A 15,015-nucleotide genomic window follows, 5' to 3' on the forward strand; every position below is an offset into this window, starting at 1 on the left:
CAATAAACCGTGCACCAATTCGATTTCATCAGCATTTAAGCCCAACGAAACAAAGTAGTCTGCCACATCAGGATATTTAGCGGTAAATAATTGATCCAAGCCTTCCATAATCTCCGGATAAGAATGATAAATATTTTGCTGATGCCCTTCTTTAATAATACGTTCATCATATTTAATGTAACCATAACTTACCTGATAATCCGCCACGATTTCTTCAATTGGGACGCCCGCCATTTTTAATAACAAATAACTGATGACACCAGTTCGGTCCTTACCCGCACTACAATGAACTACCGCCGGTAGACTATCTGGCTGAATTAGCTGTCTAAATAATTTGGCGATTTCATCTTTAGCTTCTTCTAAATATTCCATATAGCGAAATTTCATAAAGTAAGGATCATCGGTTGTTTTGCTCATTTCTAAGGAGCGGCCAGCATCAGCACCACCACTCAAATTAATCGTTAAATAGTGGGGAACTAACTTTTTAAATTGATTGGGATGGCGTTCAATTTCTTTCGGTGAACGCAAGTCGAATATTGTTTGAATCTCCAAGTCTTTCATTTTTTCGACATCGGCTGCTTCGTCTGCAAATAACATACTAGAACGATAAATGCGTTCATTCTGTGTTAATTGATCATTAATCGTATTAAAATCTCCTAATTCACGAAAATTAACAATGCCTTTAAATTTTATTCTTTTTCCCATGTAACTTCACCTCCATAACAGAATACCATATGAAAATTACTTATAAAACTATTTACATGATTTTTACATAGATTTACAAAATGCTTACAGGAACTTTATTTTAAATTGTCCTGGATTCGATAAAATAGTCTTATCAAATCATTTTGGAGGATTAACATGTTTAAACTTAACAAATTAGTTTCACTTTTTGGTTCAACGATTGCTTTAACGGCTTTAGGTTCTAATTTATTAATGGATCCAGTGGTAGCGGGTGCGGAAGATTTAGCTGGAGAATTTACTTTATATACCTCACAACCTGAAGAAGATGTAGCAAAATTAGTGGAAGCTTTTAATGCAGAATATCCTGATGTGAAAGTGAATGTTTTCCGTTCAGGAACAGAAGAAGTGATTTCAAAATTACAAGCTGAAAAAGAAACGGATAATGTATTAGCAGATGTCTTATTAGTTTCTGATAGCTTTACATTTGATAATTTAGTAGAACAAGATTTATTGCAAGCCTACGAATCACCAGAATTAGCGGAGATTGATCCAACGTATGTGGATGATGAACACTACTATACGGGTACTAAAATTATCGTAACAGGTATCGCAGTTAATACCGATATGGCAGACGCTGAAACGATTAAAGGATTTTCTTCTTTAACGGATGAATCATTAAAGGGTCAAGTGATGATTCCGAGTCCATTATATTCAGGCGCAGCATCATTAAACTTATCTATCCAAGTACAACAAGACAATATTGGTTGGGCTTTCTATGAAGGCTTAAAAGCGAATGATGTCTTTGTAGGGAAAGGAAATGGAACGGTTCGCGATGCGTTATTAAATGGTGAAAAAGCGGTTGGTCTTTTAGTTGACTATATGGCTAACCGTGCAAAAAATGATGGCGCACCAATTGAATTCATTTATCCAGAAGAAGGAGCTTTATATGTTACCGAACCCATTGGCTTAATTAAAGATACACCAAATCAAGCAGTAGCAGAAAAATTCATTGACTTTGTTTTATCTGAAGCCGGTCAAAAAGTAGCTTCAGAAATGGGGTATACACCGGTACGTAATGGGGTGGAAGCACCAGCAGGATTGAAAGGTGCGGATGAGATTTCTCCGATTGAATTTGATGCAGCAAAAGTCATCGAAACTCGTGATGCAGATAAAGAACAATTTGCTGAAATGTTCGGTGCGGGTGAATAATTTTAAAAAAAGGAAATGATAGTGGATGAATAAAATAAATAAGTCAATCCAATCGTTCTTAATTGGAACGCTAGGGATTTTCATATTTATTATGCCATTACTGACCTTATTTGCTTTGGCGTTTGAAACTGAGGGCGGTTTTAGTCTTCAGAATTTCAACGCCATTTTTAGTTCTTCACGTAGTGGATTGGCGATAAAAAACACCCTCATCGTAGGGGGTGCTTCTACAGTATTAGCTTTTCTATTAGGTGGACTCTATGCATTTATGGTGGCATATACAAATGTGAAATATAAAAAATTATTAGAGATTTTAATTATCTTACCGTATTTAATACCGGGCTATATTGTAACATTAGCTTGGACTTCTTTGTTTTCAGGCAATGGTGTTATTAATCGCTTACTAATGCAGCTTGGTTTACCAAAAGTTAGTATGTACTCCTTGGGTGGGATTATATTTGTTTTAGGTGTTAGTAATGCCGCCCTCGTTTATTTAAATTTAGTCGATGTGTTAAGAAAAATACCACAAGAACAAGAACAAGCTTCTCAAGTGGCGGGATATGCTTTAAAAGAAACCTTAATGAAGATTAATTTAAAGAGTGTGCGAGGTCCCATTTTAAGTGCTGTAGTCTTATCGTTTTTAAGTGCTATTGATAACTTTGCTATTCCCATTACTTTAGGGACTCCCGGTGGTATTAGTGTTTTAACTACTTATATCTATGAAAAAGCCATTGGTTTTGGGCCCACTAGTTTTAATGAAGCCTCAGCTTTAGCGATAGTGTTGTCTAGCATTTCATTAGCAGCTGTGTTGATTCAAAAAAGTTTAACCTTGCATGAAAAACCGCTTGAATCACAACTGGCTAGCTATCATCATCGCGTGACCTTAAAACCTGTGAAACGTCGGCTTTTACAGTTTGTTTTAATCGTCCTATTGATGATATTAAATATTATTCCCCTCATCTTTATGTTCTTGTCATCTTTACATAAAGGTTATGTGCGATCGATTTTTGATGTATCACATATGTCACTAGCGAATTATCAATTCATTTTAACGACACCGGGGATGTATTCAGGCTTCTTAACAAGTTTATGGTTAACCTTAAGTTCATTAGTGGTGTGTTTATTAATTAGCGTGTGGGTCATGTATATGAAGAGTCGCTATCAACTTAAATCAGTCTTTTTTGTAGAAACGGGAGCCTCTTTAACCTATTCAGTCCCAGGTATCGTGTTAGCGTTAAGTATAATTTTTTATTGGGGGAAAGTCCCTAATGTTTATGGAACCATGTTAATACTGTGGATTGCTTATGTGACTCGATATGCTTTGTTATTAATTCGTGGTAGTCAAACTGCCTTTATGACAGTTGGGCCAGAATTGGAAGAGGCAGCAATAGTTTCGGGTTCGAGTTCTATTGAAAAATGGTTTAAAATTATTTTACCTATGATTCGTCAACAACTATTATCGAGCTCTTTCTTAATGATTATAGGAGCCTTAACCGAGTTGACCTTGTCCTCGTTATTATCAGCCGCTAATTCAAAAACCATTGGGCTAACAATTTTTGCTTTACAAACCGGCGGTGATAACGCGATTGCACAGGCCTATTCGGTATTATTAACCTTATTAATTTTAACCATTTTAATGATGCGTAGTCGTTGGGAAAGCAAGGAAGGTGAGAACAAATGAGTCATTTAGAAATAAAAAAATTAGTGAAGCAATTTGGAAATTTTACAGCGCTTGAAGAAATTAATTTGGAGATTCAGTCGAATGAATTTATTGCGATATTAGGTCCGTCTGGGTGCGGGAAAACTACGCTATTAAGATCGGTAGCAGGGTTTGTTGAACCGACGGCTGGCTCAATTCGCTTCAATAATCAAACATTTTACCAAGATAAGCAAGTATTGTCGGTTAATGAACGTCAAATTGGCATGGTCTTTCAACAATTTGCCTTATGGCCTCATTATGATGTTTATCAGCATTTAATGTATCCCTTAAATGCTAAAGAAAATCGTCAACAACTTACTAAACAAGAAAAAGAAATGAGAGTCAAAGAAATATTAGAATTAGTGGAATTAAGTGATTTCAGTCATCGTTATCCTCATGAACTATCCGGTGGGCAAAAACAACGGGTGGCATTGGCGCGAGCCATTGTGGCGCATCCAAAGTTATTATTGATGGATGAACCTTTATCAGCATTGGATGCCCATTTGAAAGAAAGCATGATACGAGAAATAAAAAAAATCCATCAAGCATCTAATGCGACCACATTATATGTTACGCATGATCAAAAGGAAGCGATGGCCTTAGCAGATCGTGTGATAGTAATGAACCAAGGTCAAATCGAACAATTTGATACGCCCTATAATTTATATCATCATCCTAAGACCGAGTTCGTTGCACGTTTTGTTGGTAAAGCTCAATTGATTAAAGGCATCTGGAAGGGCGAACAGTTTTATCCTAATCAAGCGGTCAATGGTGCCAGTTGGAGCGCTCCACATATTGATGCGCATTTTAAACAACTTAATACATTGCCAATCTTACCTGAGCAATTTGAATTACGTGACTATCATGTTCAAGGAAAAGGCATTGTCGGCAAGTTACTTGATCAACAGTTTTTAGGTCGTGAGACTCAATATGGTATTCAATTAGAAGATGGTCAAGAATTAGTAATTTCAAGTAATCAACCTCAAGCTTTTAAAGTCAATCAAACAGTCCTATTAAATTTTAAAGGTGGTCAAGCATCATGAAGCTTCATTTACATGACAATCAATCCTTTCAAATTTTACAAATAACCGACTTACATTTAAAAGACTATCCATGGAATGATGCTGACGAGAAAACCTTAATTCATATTAAGGAAACGGTAGCACGTTACCGACCGGATTTGGTTATTTTTACTGGGGATATGATTTGGGCTACATTAAGCAGCCAGCCTTTGGTCAGTTATCAGCAATTTATCACTTTTTGTCAGAGCTTAGCGGTGCCGATTGCGATTACTTATGGAAATCATGATACTAATCATCCTGATGTTAGTCGGAAAATCTTACGCGAAATGGAATTGCAAATCGATTTATTAGTAGAGAAACAGCAAGTTATGATTGTTCAAGACCGTGAATCTTATATTATTCCAATATATGATGAACAAAGGAAAGCGATGAAATATGCGTTGTTTGTGCTTGATTCAGGTGGTTATAATACTCAATATGATGGGTGTTACGATTGGATTTTACCGGAACAAATTCAATGGTTTAATCAATGCTCTAAAACATTATTAGAGCAAGGAGAAGTACAAGAGACATTAGTTTTTCAACATATCCCATTGCCAGAGTATTTTGAAGCCTATTATCAACAAAAGCCACGTAACGCAGTGACAGAGGAATTTTTTCGTGTCGATGGTCCTAGTCTAAATACCGGATTTTTCGCTCAATTAATCTTTGATCCATTGGCGACCACTTTATTCGTTGGTCATAATCATAATAATAATTTTGATGTCAATTATCGTGATTTTCGCTTAGTTTTTGGACAGGTATCGGGTTTTGGTGCCAATGCCTTGGTCAATCGTGGAGCCCGCTTAATACGCTTAACATCACAGGGTGTTCAATCGGAAATAATTGAATTTTAGTTTAGCATAATAAGTCCTCTGTTACTGTTGTTTTTAAATAATGTATCAGGAAATAACTTAATAGCCGATGATTTTTAAGCTCCTAATGGGGTGACAGTTTGACATTAAGTCAGCGTTAAATATTTTTATGTGAGAGTCAATTTGTCGGTAACCCATTAATCTAGATTGCATAACAAAAAAAGTTGAGCCAACGAGCTGGCCCCCAAAGGTTAGATTTTGTCTAACATTTGGGGGTCACTGCAAATGTTGAATATTACTCAGCTTTTTTTATGATTTAATTATTCATCATCGTTCATATCATCGACGTCATTATCTTGATGATCATTGGCTTCATCGACGATAACTAAGCGGGTGCGTTTACGGTTATTTGTACGAACACTGTAAACAATCGTACGGATTGCGCGTGCGACACGTCCTTTTTTACCAATGACACGCCCGATATCTTCTGGGTTTAAAAATAAGTGATATTCGTAGAATTCATCTGTATCTACTTCTTCAATTGTTAATTCTTCAGGGAATTCGATTAAAGGTTCAACAATTGTACGAATTAATTGATTAATATTTGCCATCTAAATTCTTCCTTTAAAGTTTCATTTCTTATTGAAAATACAACAAGATTTCTGTTTTATAATAGCATAGAAACCCTTTTCGGTCAAACTAAGATAGTCGACGAAATCGTGACAAAATATGATGTTTTAGAATAAATACCATAATAAAGATGATAAAACTAACGACCGCTACCATTCCCGACATAGAGACATTAAAATGGATGGCTAGCTGATAGCCAATGACACTATTAATACAAGCAATCATCGCTCCCAAAATCAGTAATTGTGGGAAACTTTTAGCGTATAATTGAGCGCTTAGGGCGGGTGCAACCATTAAGGCAATGACTAAAATAGCACCGACACTTTGAAAGGCAATCACACAGTGTAAGGCCACTAAAGTCATTAATAAAAAATTGATTAAGGAGACCTTAATATTGGTTGTTTTAGCAAAAGTACTATCAAATAAAATCAATTTTAAAGGATGGTAAAAGAATAATAGAAACAATAGGATGATTCCCAGTAAGATCGTATTTTGAATCAAAGCAACAGGGAAACTGTGTCCGAATAATTCTATTCGATTTAAAGGGGCAAAGATAATTTCTCCTAGTAAAACGGCATCGATGTCCAGATGAACATTGTCAAAGCATTTGGAAATTAAGATCACGGCTAAAGCAAAAAAGAAAGTATAGACAATCCCAATTGCAGCATCGATTTGGATATTGGTTTGATAGGTTAACCATTCAATCGCATACACCGTTAAGACCCCAAACAAGGTTGCGCCGATAATCAGTAGTGGCGAGTCTAAATTTTGGACTATAAAATAGGCTAAAACAATCCCTAATAAAATAGTATGTGAGATAGCATCGGCTACCATGACGGTTTGCTTTTGAACTAATATATTACCTAAAAGGCTACTTGATATTCCCACTAATAATAAAATCCATAATGATTCAATCATTTTGCTTCACCTCGCTTAAATAAGGGGCTTTTTGGGCCGATGATGAGGGAGAGAATGGTCATCATAAATAAGCAGAGAACGACGGTCGGACCAGTGGCCAATTTTTCGATAGTGGTACTAAGATAAGTGCCGCCTACCGCTGCGATAATCGAGGCAATACTGCCGATGATTAATACTTTTTCATATTGATTACTCCATTGTAAAGCGATAATAGTAGGGGCAATTAATAAACTACTTATCAATAAAGCACCAACCGCTTTTAGTCCTACAGCAATAATAATAATCGCTAAAAACAAATTGAGAAATTTAAAAAATGGGACATTGATGCCAATGCTAGTGGCAAAGTCTTTATCGAATAATACAGTTTTTATTTTCGGATAGTGAATCAAAAAGACGATAATCGTAAAGATGGCTACAATTCCGATGGTAATCACATCATCTCTCATTAGGTAGGCTGCTTGTCCCATAATATAATTATTAAGACCAGCTTGTGCTGTCTTAGCAAAGTTAGGATTACCTTGAATATAACTCATTAAGACCATCCCCAATCCAAAAAATGATGAAAGAACCAGGGCGAGGGTACTTTCAAAATGAAAAGCTTTTTCGCGACTTAGCCAGTGGATAATGACGATTGACAATAAACTGGCAGCGACTGCTCCCATTAATAAAATAATGGGATTACGTTGTTGAAAAATCATGTAGGCAATGATGACACCTGGATAAGAAGAGTGACCGATTGCATCACCTAATTGACTTTGTTTTTCTAAGACCAAGGTACTCCCTACAATGGAGCTAGCAACGGCTAGTAGGCTCAGCCCGATGGCGACCACTAGATATAGGTAATGATTATTCCATAAGATGCTCATGTTTATTCGCCTCCAGTTGTGAGTGTTTGATGCCATAGTAGGTTAAATCCAGATTGTCTTTGGTTAGCACTTCGTCAATGGGTCCTGCTGTGATTAGTTGTTGATTAATCATGACAACATAGTCGAAATAGTCTTTTAATGTTTCTAATTGATGATGCACGGTAATACTTGATTTATTTTGTTTTTGGAAATCATTTAATTGTTGCATAATCAGTTGTTCACTGGTGCGATCAATACCTGCTAGTGGTTCATCAAGAAAATAAGCCTGTGCATCTTGAGCAATGGCCCGTGCTAAAAAGACTCTTTGTTTTTGTCCACCAGAAAGTTGGTTAATTTGACGATCTTTTAAATCGGTTAATTTCATGATGGCTAACGCTTGTTCCACTTTGTCTTTCTTTTCTTTAGAGATGGGTGAAAAGATAAAGCGATTGCTGCTGACACCCATTTTAACCACATCTTCAACCGTTGTTGGAAAGTACCAATTCACATTGGAGCGTTGGGGAACATAAGCAATGTGTTGACGACTTTCTTTAATCGTTTGGTTTAGTACGCTCACTTGGCCGTCATAAGGAATTAGACCAAGACAGGCTTTGATGAAAGTGGATTTACCGGCACCGTTAGGACCGATAATGGCAATCTTTTTATTTTGCGGTAATTGTATATTGAGGTTGTTTAAAGCTTTTACTTTATCATATTGAACAGTTAAATCGACTGTTTCTAATAGAGGATTCATATAAAGCGCTCCTTTCAAGCAAGATGATGAATAATGCAAAAATAAACGAGTGGGGAGCGGGCACTAAGAGAAGTGTATGTTAAACTCTTTTGTCCACTTCCGCACTCGTTAGTTAACTAAAATCTAAAAATTATTTAGCTAAGTGTTGAATAATGACATTAATATTATGTTGATACATCGCGATATAATTATCGCCAGGTTGCCCTGCAGGTGCTAATGAGTCAGAGAATAAGGCTTCGTCTTCGTTCATTACCACTTCCACTGAACCACCTTTTGCTTTAACAGCTTCTTGTAATTTTTTCATTCTATCCGGATTAGTGGTAGACTCTACAAAGATTGCTGGTACTTTATTATCGATAATAAAATCAACAGTTTCTGAAATTTGTTGATTTGAAACTTCAGAATCGGTACTAACACCTTGTGGGGCATAGACGACAAAATCATTACTTTTGGCAAAGTAGTTAAAAGCATCATGTGGGGTAACTAAGTTACGTTGTTCAACCGGTAATTTTTCTAGTTCTGTAGCGACCCATGATTTTAATTGGTCTAGCTCATTTAAATATTGTTCGGTATTGCGTTCGAATGTTTCTTTTAATTCAGGGAATTTTTCTTGTAAAGCATTGCTAGCGGTAATAGTTGCTTGTTTATATAAATCAATATCAAACCAAAAATGCGGGTCGATTTCTTTTTGACCATCTTCTTCCATTTCTCCGATTTGATCTTCTTTAAAATCTTTCGTTACTGCCACACCATATTGTTCTAAAACATCCACCATTTTGCCTTCAAAATGCAAACCGTGATATAAAACAATGTCAGCTGTTGAAATTTTATTTAAATCTTGCGCTTTCGGTTGATATAAGTGTGGATCACTGCCAGCTGGAATTAAAAGCTCTAGCTCCACTTCATCACCCGCGATATTTTGAACCATATCTGCTAAGAAAGAAGTAGTGACCGTCACTTTTGGTTTTTCATTAGCACTGACAACTGGGCTCCATAATCCCAACCCTATGATAAACGACAAAATACTAAAAATAATTCTTTTCATTTTAAAATCTCCTTTTTAGGCATACCTAATTTATTTGTTGACTATAGTATATAATGTCATAAAAAACAAATCAATAGGTTTGCCTAATTTTTTTAGGTTAAGCTAAAAATTTGTCTAATCACTAAGATAATGTTAAAATAAGTTGATGAACTTTAGGAGGGTGTTAGATGTCTCAGAGTAGAGAAGACTATGTGAAATTCATCTATGAAAATGGAACTTCACAATTGGTATCAAATAAAATGATTGCTAAAGGGCTGCAAGTATCTGCACCTTCCGTTTCGGAAATGGTTGTCAAACTAGCAGCTGAAGGGTTGTTAGAGTATCAGCCTTATCAGGGTGCAGAGTTAACGCCAAAAGGAATTGAAATGGCTAGAAACTTAATTAGAAAACATGAAATTTGGGAGTATTTCTTAGAAAAAGAATTGGGTTATACAAAAGAAGAGGTTCATGATTTAGCAGAAGTTTTAGAGCATTCAACGCCTAATGAGTTGGCCGATCGTTTAGCAAAATATATTCAATATCCTGAATAGAGGTGATTGAACTGTCACTAGAAGCAATGGTTAGAATGAATATGTTATTTAGTTATTATCAAACCTTATTAACTAAAAAACAACAACAAATGTTGGCACTTTATTATGAAGAAGATTATTCATTAGGTGAAATCGCCGAACATTATAAAATCAGTCGACAAGCGGTGCATGATACGATTAAACGTAGTGAAAAAGCGTTAGAACAATACGAAGCCAACCTTGGACTATTGAAAAAACGTAACCAACGTGAAGTATTATTGGATGAATTATTATTAAATCTTGATAATAAAGAACAAGCAACTAACATTATCCACCAATTAAAAGAATATGATGAATAAGTAAAGAGGAGATTTAAATATGGCATTTGAAGGGTTATCGGAACGCCTCCAATCGGCTATTAGCCAAGTAGGTGCAGGAGGGACAATTACTGAAGCAGACTTAAAACAAATGATGCGTGAGATTCGTCTTGCGTTATTAGAAGCGGACGTTAACTTCCAAGTAGTTAAGACATTCGTCAGAAAAGTCAATGAGCGTGCATTAGGTTCGGATGTATTAGCTTCATTATCACCAGCACAACAAGTATTGAAAATCGTTGATGAAGAATTAACGGCCTTAATGGGTGGTGAAATAGAAGAGTTAAATCTTCAATCAGCGCCGCCAACAATCATTATGATGGCAGGTTTACAAGGGGCAGGTAAAACAACCACGGTTGGTAAATTAGCGAAATATGTAACAGAAAAAGGTAAAAAACGTCCATTATTAGTAGCTGCTGACGTTTATCGTCCGGCAGCGATTGACCAATTAAAAACGATTGGGAATCAATTAGGATTTGATGTTTTCAGTTACAGTACAGAAGCGAATCCGGTAGATATTGCACGTGATGCAGTGGCTCAAGCGCGTATACAAGGTAATGAAGTCGTTATTATCGATACGGCTGGTCGTTTACATGTTAATGAAGAATTGATGAATGAGTTACGCAATATTAAAGCAGCGGTTCAACCTCATGAAATCTTATTAACGGTTGATGCGATGACCGGACAAGATGCCGTTAACGTCGCCCAATCCTTTAATGAAGCCTTGGATATTACCGGGGTTGTTATCACTAAGTTAGATGGGGATACCCGTGGTGGGGCGGCCTTATCTATCCGCTCCATTACGAATAAACCAATTAAATTCACCGGACAAGGAGAGCAATTAGATGCTTTAGAACCATTCTATCCAGATCGTATGTCTAGCCGTATTTTAGGTATGGGTGACATGATGACCTTGATCGAAAAAGCCCAAAGAGATTTCGATGAAGCGAAAGCTCAAGAAATGGCTGAAAAGATGAAGGATGCAACCTTTGACTTTAATGACTTCCTAGAACAAATGAATCAAGTTAATAAGATGGGGCCAATCAAAGACATCTTAAAAATGATTCCAGGCGTGAGTCAAATTCCTGGTTTAAATGATGTAAATATCGATGAAAAAGATATGGGACGTGTTAAAGCCATTATTTATTCGATGACACCTGAAGAAAGAGCCAATCCTGATATTATTTCTCAAAGTCGCCGTAAACGGATTGCAGCTGGTTGTGGTCAAACATTAATGGATGTAAACCGCATGATTAAACAATTCAACCAAACACGTGATATGATGAGTCAATTATCCAATGGTAAAATGGGTGGCATGAAGAAAATGATGAATCAAATGCAACAAATGCAAGGCGGTATGCCAGGTATGGGTGGATTACCAGGCATGGGCGGAATGCCACAAATGAGTGACCGCGACTTCATGACACCAGAACAAATTAAAGCAGCTAATGAAGAGAAAAAACTACAACGTTTATTGAAAAAGAAAAAACGCCGTTAGTTAATGGATGAACCGTCTTAGATATTACAAATGAACATCAGACCGTTTTAGATAACTCGTTTCGTAAGAGGCGGGTTATTTTTATTTGGGTGATACGTGTAATCAAGTAACAATACTGTCACTGTGGAATAGCTAATTCTATTACAGTAAATTGTCTTGTCATGAACGGCATCAAATACTTTTAACCAAGGAATAGCTAGTCTGAATATAGTAGCTAGTCTGCACTAAAAACCACCAATGCTGTCACCATGGAATAGTTAGTCTGATTATAGTAGCTAGTCCTGCACTAAGAAATGGCAAAGCTGTCACTATGCAATAGCTGGCCATTATATAAAAATGTTTCTTACAATAATATTAACAAACGATTGTCACATCGCAACATCACCGCTATTTAATATAGGTTATTCTTTCATACGTTTATGTCAACAGAATTTCAATTCTTGAAAAAACCGAGAAACTTGGCAATTTTAATACAATAGTCAATCATTTTTTGATATAATTTTATACGGTGTGTGAATTTCGTGACACAGATCCATAAGACAGAATCGGAGGGACAAACGTGTCAACATTACAAGAAAATATTAAAAATTTAAATGATAAACAAAGAGAGGCCGTATTAACAACGACGGGCCCAGTCTTAATCGCTGCCGGAGCCGGTAGTGGGAAAACGAGAGTCTTAACTCATCGAATTGCTTACTTAGTAGAAGAAATCGGGGTTAATCCATGGAATATTTTAGCGATTACCTTTACCAATAAAGCCGCGACAGAAATGCGAGAGCGGGTGCAACAATTAGTTGGCCCAGCCGCCGAACAAATTTGGGTATCTACTTTTCATGCGATGTGTGCTCGTATTTTAAGACGTGAAGCTGAACATATTGGCTATGAACGTAATTTTACGATTATTGATACTGGTGAACAACAAACGTTAATGAAACAAGTACTTAAAGATCTAAATTTAGATAGTGAACGATTCAATTATAAGGTGTTATTACATGTAATTGATGAAGCCAAAAATGAAGGCCAATTACCAGAAGAATATGCTGAGTTAGCTGATGGCTACATTGAAAGAATTCATGCAGATGTTTACCGTAAATATCAGTCACGTTTAAAAGAAGCGAATGCGATGGATTTTAATGATTTGATCTTATTAACAGTTAAATTATTGGAATCAAACGAACAAATACGTCATTTTTATCAACAGAAGTTCCAATATATTCATGTCGACGAATACCAAGATACCAACCATAGTCAGTATCAATTAGTGCAATTATTAGCGGGCTTACTGCGCAATGTTTGTGTGGTAGGGGATGCTGACCAAAGTATTTATGGTTGGCGTGGGGCGAATATGGAAAATATTTTGAACTTTGAAAAAGATTATCCTGATGCCAAAGTGATTTTATTAGAACAAAATTATCGTTCGACCCAAACTATCTTAAAAGCGGCGAATAGCGTTATTGTGAACAATAAAAAGCGTAAAGAAAAGCAACTTTGGTCTGACAAAGAAGTTGGTGAGAAAGTGGTTTTCTATCAAGCGGATAGTGATCGTGAAGAAGCCCAGTTTGTGATCCAAAAAATTCATCAACTTAAAAATGATGAAGCTTATAAAAATCGTGATTTTGCGATTTTATATCGTACACAAGCCCAGTCACGTAGTTTAGAGGACCAATTGCTTCATGCCAACTTACCGTATAAAATTGTTGGAGGATTAAAATTCTATTCACGTAAAGAGATTCAAGATACTTTAGCTTATTTACGTTTAATTGATAATCCTAATGATAATATTAGTTTTAACCGTATTGTCAATGAACCGAAACGGGGGATTGGTCAAGCAACTGTGGAAAAATTAGCCGCATTTGCTGATAGTCAACAAATGTCTTGGTTTAAAGCGATTGAACATTTAGCACATTCTAATATTAGTAAATCAGCTCAAACGAAATTAGCCAATTTTGCGACGATGATTCAAAATTTACAACAACAAGCTGAATTTTTAAATATGAGTGAATTAGTCGAACAAGTTTGGGAACAAACGAAATATATTGAAAAATTACGGGCACAAAATGATATTGAATCAGCCAATCGTATCGAAAACTTAGAGGAGTTCGCTTCCGTTACCAAGCAGTTTGATGAGGAAGGAACGGTCGATGAGGTTGAAATCGATCCCGATTTTGCTCTACCAACGACAACGCCTGAGTCAACAGTACAACCTGAATTAATCTTATCCTTAACGGAAGATTCATCAGAAACGAGTGAGCCCTCTACATTAACGCGCTTTTTAACCGATGTTTCTTTAGTTAGTGATACCAATGAGGAAACAGATTTTGAAGATCAAGTGACCTTAATGACCATGCATGCCGCTAAAGGATTAGAGTTTCCTTTTGTCTTTATTGTCGGAATGGAAGATGGCTTATTCCCACTATCTCGGGCAATGGAAGATGACGATGAATTAGAAGAGGAGCGTCGCTTAGCATATGTGGGGATGACGCGTGCTGAAAAACGCTTGTTCTTAACTGCTACTCGTTCGCGCCTTTTATATGGGCGTTATCAAAATAACTTGCCAAGTCGTTTTATTGATGAAATTGATTCCGAATTATTAGACAATCAATCATTCGGTTCCCGTGTCTATACCCGTCCGTCTATTAGCGAAGGGGGTGTGATGAACCCCGGTTTAGGACGTTTCAATCGAGCACGTTCGACAGGAGGAGCAAGTCACAGTGGAACAGCAGCTTTAAGAAGTGCCAACAAAGCAGCACTTTCCAATAAACGTCCCCTTTCTACAGCCAAAACCAGTTTAAGTACGAATGAAGGACCCGTAACTTGGAAGGCCGGTGACAAGGTTCAACATAAAGCCTGGGGCGTTGGAACCGTTGTACAAGTTGTGGAGGATAAAGGCGATACTAAATTAACCATTGCCTTTCAAACTCAAGGTATTAAGGATTTATTAGCAGCTTATGCCCCCATTACCAAAGTAGAAGAATAG

General features: G+C 36.6%; 14 protein-coding genes. 8 read left to right on the top strand and 6 right to left on the bottom strand.

What is annotated here, in order from left to right; all coding sequences use genetic code 11:
• Positions 1–705: tyrosine-protein phosphatase (locus GSA01S_RS00490; RefSeq protein ID WP_066123596.1), on the bottom strand; the 705-nt coding region annotated here is incomplete at its 3' end.
• A gap of 156 nt (positions 706–861) precedes the next feature.
• On the opposite strand from GSA01S_RS00490, the gene GSA01S_RS00495 reads away from it, so the two are divergent.
• From GSA01S_RS00495 to GSA01S_RS00510, 4 genes are read left to right on the top strand one after another with little or no spacing between them, the layout of a single operon-like run.
• The gene (locus GSA01S_RS00495; RefSeq protein ID WP_066123598.1) at positions 862–1,893 is read left to right on the top strand and encodes an ABC transporter substrate-binding protein; all 1,032 of its coding nucleotides are present in this window, start codon (positions 862–864) and stop codon (positions 1,891–1,893) included.
• A 25-nt stretch (positions 1,894–1,918) separates the two neighbouring features.
• On the top strand, positions 1,919–3,571 hold the full coding sequence (locus tag GSA01S_RS00500; protein ID WP_066123603.1) for an ABC transporter permease: 1,653 nt from the start codon (positions 1,919–1,921) through the stop codon (positions 3,569–3,571).
• Positions 3,568–4,632, top strand: coding sequence for an ABC transporter ATP-binding protein (locus tag GSA01S_RS00505; protein WP_066123606.1), 1,065 nt, complete (start codon positions 3,568–3,570; stop codon positions 4,630–4,632). The genes GSA01S_RS00500 and GSA01S_RS00505 overlap by 4 nt, the downstream gene beginning before the upstream one ends.
• The gene (locus tag GSA01S_RS00510; RefSeq protein ID WP_066123609.1) at positions 4,629–5,507 is read left to right on the top strand and encodes a metallophosphoesterase; all 879 of its coding nucleotides are present in this window, start codon (positions 4,629–4,631) and stop codon (positions 5,505–5,507) included. Before GSA01S_RS00505 ends, GSA01S_RS00510 begins: the two co-directional genes overlap by 4 nt.
• Positions 5,508–5,785: 278 nt before the next feature.
• Here the strand turns inward: GSA01S_RS00510 and GSA01S_RS00515 are convergent, their stop codons facing one another.
• The 5 genes from GSA01S_RS00515 to GSA01S_RS00535 form a co-directional block, all read right to left on the bottom strand.
• A complete protein-coding gene (locus GSA01S_RS00515; RefSeq protein ID WP_066123613.1) occupies positions 5,786–6,076 on the bottom strand; it encodes a KH domain-containing protein in 291 nt (96 codons plus the stop codon).
• 88 nt (positions 6,077–6,164) lie between these two features.
• Positions 6,165–7,013, bottom strand: a complete 849-nt coding sequence (locus tag GSA01S_RS00520) for a metal ABC transporter permease (RefSeq protein WP_066123615.1) — start codon at positions 7,011–7,013, stop codon at positions 6,165–6,167.
• Positions 7,010–7,879, bottom strand: a complete 870-nt coding sequence (locus tag GSA01S_RS00525; protein WP_066123618.1) for a metal ABC transporter permease — start codon at positions 7,877–7,879, stop codon at positions 7,010–7,012. The genes GSA01S_RS00520 and GSA01S_RS00525 overlap by 4 nt, the downstream gene beginning before the upstream one ends.
• A complete protein-coding gene (locus tag GSA01S_RS00530; protein WP_066123620.1) occupies positions 7,860–8,612 on the bottom strand; it encodes a metal ABC transporter ATP-binding protein in 753 nt (250 codons plus the stop codon). Before GSA01S_RS00530 ends, GSA01S_RS00525 begins: the two co-directional genes overlap by 20 nt.
• Before the next feature lie 130 nt (positions 8,613–8,742).
• Positions 8,743–9,657, bottom strand: a complete 915-nt coding sequence (locus GSA01S_RS00535; protein WP_066123624.1) for a metal ABC transporter solute-binding protein, Zn/Mn family — start codon at positions 9,655–9,657, stop codon at positions 8,743–8,745.
• A gap of 167 nt (positions 9,658–9,824) precedes the next feature.
• Between GSA01S_RS00535 and GSA01S_RS00540 the strand changes: the two genes are divergently transcribed.
• The 4 genes from GSA01S_RS00540 (at position 9,825) to GSA01S_RS00555 (ending at position 15,015) form a co-directional block, all read left to right on the top strand.
• Complete coding sequence (locus GSA01S_RS00540; protein WP_066123627.1) at positions 9,825–10,187, top strand: metal-dependent transcriptional regulator; 363 nt, start codon at positions 9,825–9,827, stop codon at positions 10,185–10,187.
• Positions 10,188–10,189: 2 nt separating this feature from the next.
• On the top strand, positions 10,190–10,525 hold the full coding sequence (ylxM, locus tag GSA01S_RS00545) for a YlxM family DNA-binding protein (protein WP_373276897.1): 336 nt from the start codon (positions 10,190–10,192) through the stop codon (positions 10,523–10,525).
• 19 nt (positions 10,526–10,544) lie between these two features.
• Positions 10,545–12,038, top strand: a complete 1,494-nt coding sequence (gene ffh / locus GSA01S_RS00550; protein ID WP_066123634.1) for a signal recognition particle protein — start codon at positions 10,545–10,547, stop codon at positions 12,036–12,038.
• 559 nt (positions 12,039–12,597) lie between these two features.
• Positions 12,598–15,015 carry a UvrD-helicase domain-containing protein gene (locus GSA01S_RS00555; protein ID WP_066123637.1) on the top strand — a complete coding sequence of 806 codons (2,418 nt, stop codon included), beginning with the start codon at positions 12,598–12,600 and terminating at the stop codon, positions 15,013–15,015.

Source organism: Globicatella sanguinis NBRC 15551, from assembly GCF_001552295.1.
GTDB classification, from domain to species: Bacteria; Bacillota; Bacilli; order Lactobacillales; family Aerococcaceae; genus Globicatella; species Globicatella sanguinis.

Bases quoted from the DNA above. Each gene is read 5' to 3' on its own strand.
- GSA01S_RS00525 (WP_066123618.1), bottom strand. From the start codon at position 7,879: ATGAGCATCTTATGGAATAATCATTACCTATATCTAGTGGTCGCCATC.
- GSA01S_RS00505 (WP_066123606.1), top strand. From the start codon at position 3,568: ATGAGTCATTTAGAAATAAAAAAATTAGTGAAGCAATTTGGAAATTTT.
- GSA01S_RS00510 (WP_066123609.1), top strand. From the start codon at position 4,629: ATGAAGCTTCATTTACATGACAATCAATCCTTTCAAATTTTACAAATA.
- GSA01S_RS00515 (WP_066123613.1), bottom strand. From the start codon at position 6,076: ATGGCAAATATTAATCAATTAATTCGTACAATTGTTGAACCTTTAATC.
- GSA01S_RS00530 (WP_066123620.1), bottom strand. From the start codon at position 8,612: ATGAATCCTCTATTAGAAACAGTCGATTTAACTGTTCAATATGATAAA.
- GSA01S_RS00495 (WP_066123598.1), top strand. From the start codon at position 862: ATGTTTAAACTTAACAAATTAGTTTCACTTTTTGGTTCAACGATTGCT.
- ffh (WP_066123634.1), top strand. From the start codon at position 10,545: ATGGCATTTGAAGGGTTATCGGAACGCCTCCAATCGGCTATTAGCCAA.
- GSA01S_RS00520 (WP_066123615.1), bottom strand. From the start codon at position 7,013: ATGATTGAATCATTATGGATTTTATTATTAGTGGGAATATCAAGTAGC.
- GSA01S_RS00535 (WP_066123624.1), bottom strand. From the start codon at position 9,657: ATGAAAAGAATTATTTTTAGTATTTTGTCGTTTATCATAGGGTTGGGA.
- GSA01S_RS00540 (WP_066123627.1), top strand. From the start codon at position 9,825: ATGTCTCAGAGTAGAGAAGACTATGTGAAATTCATCTATGAAAATGGA.
- GSA01S_RS00500 (WP_066123603.1), top strand. From the start codon at position 1,919: ATGAATAAAATAAATAAGTCAATCCAATCGTTCTTAATTGGAACGCTA.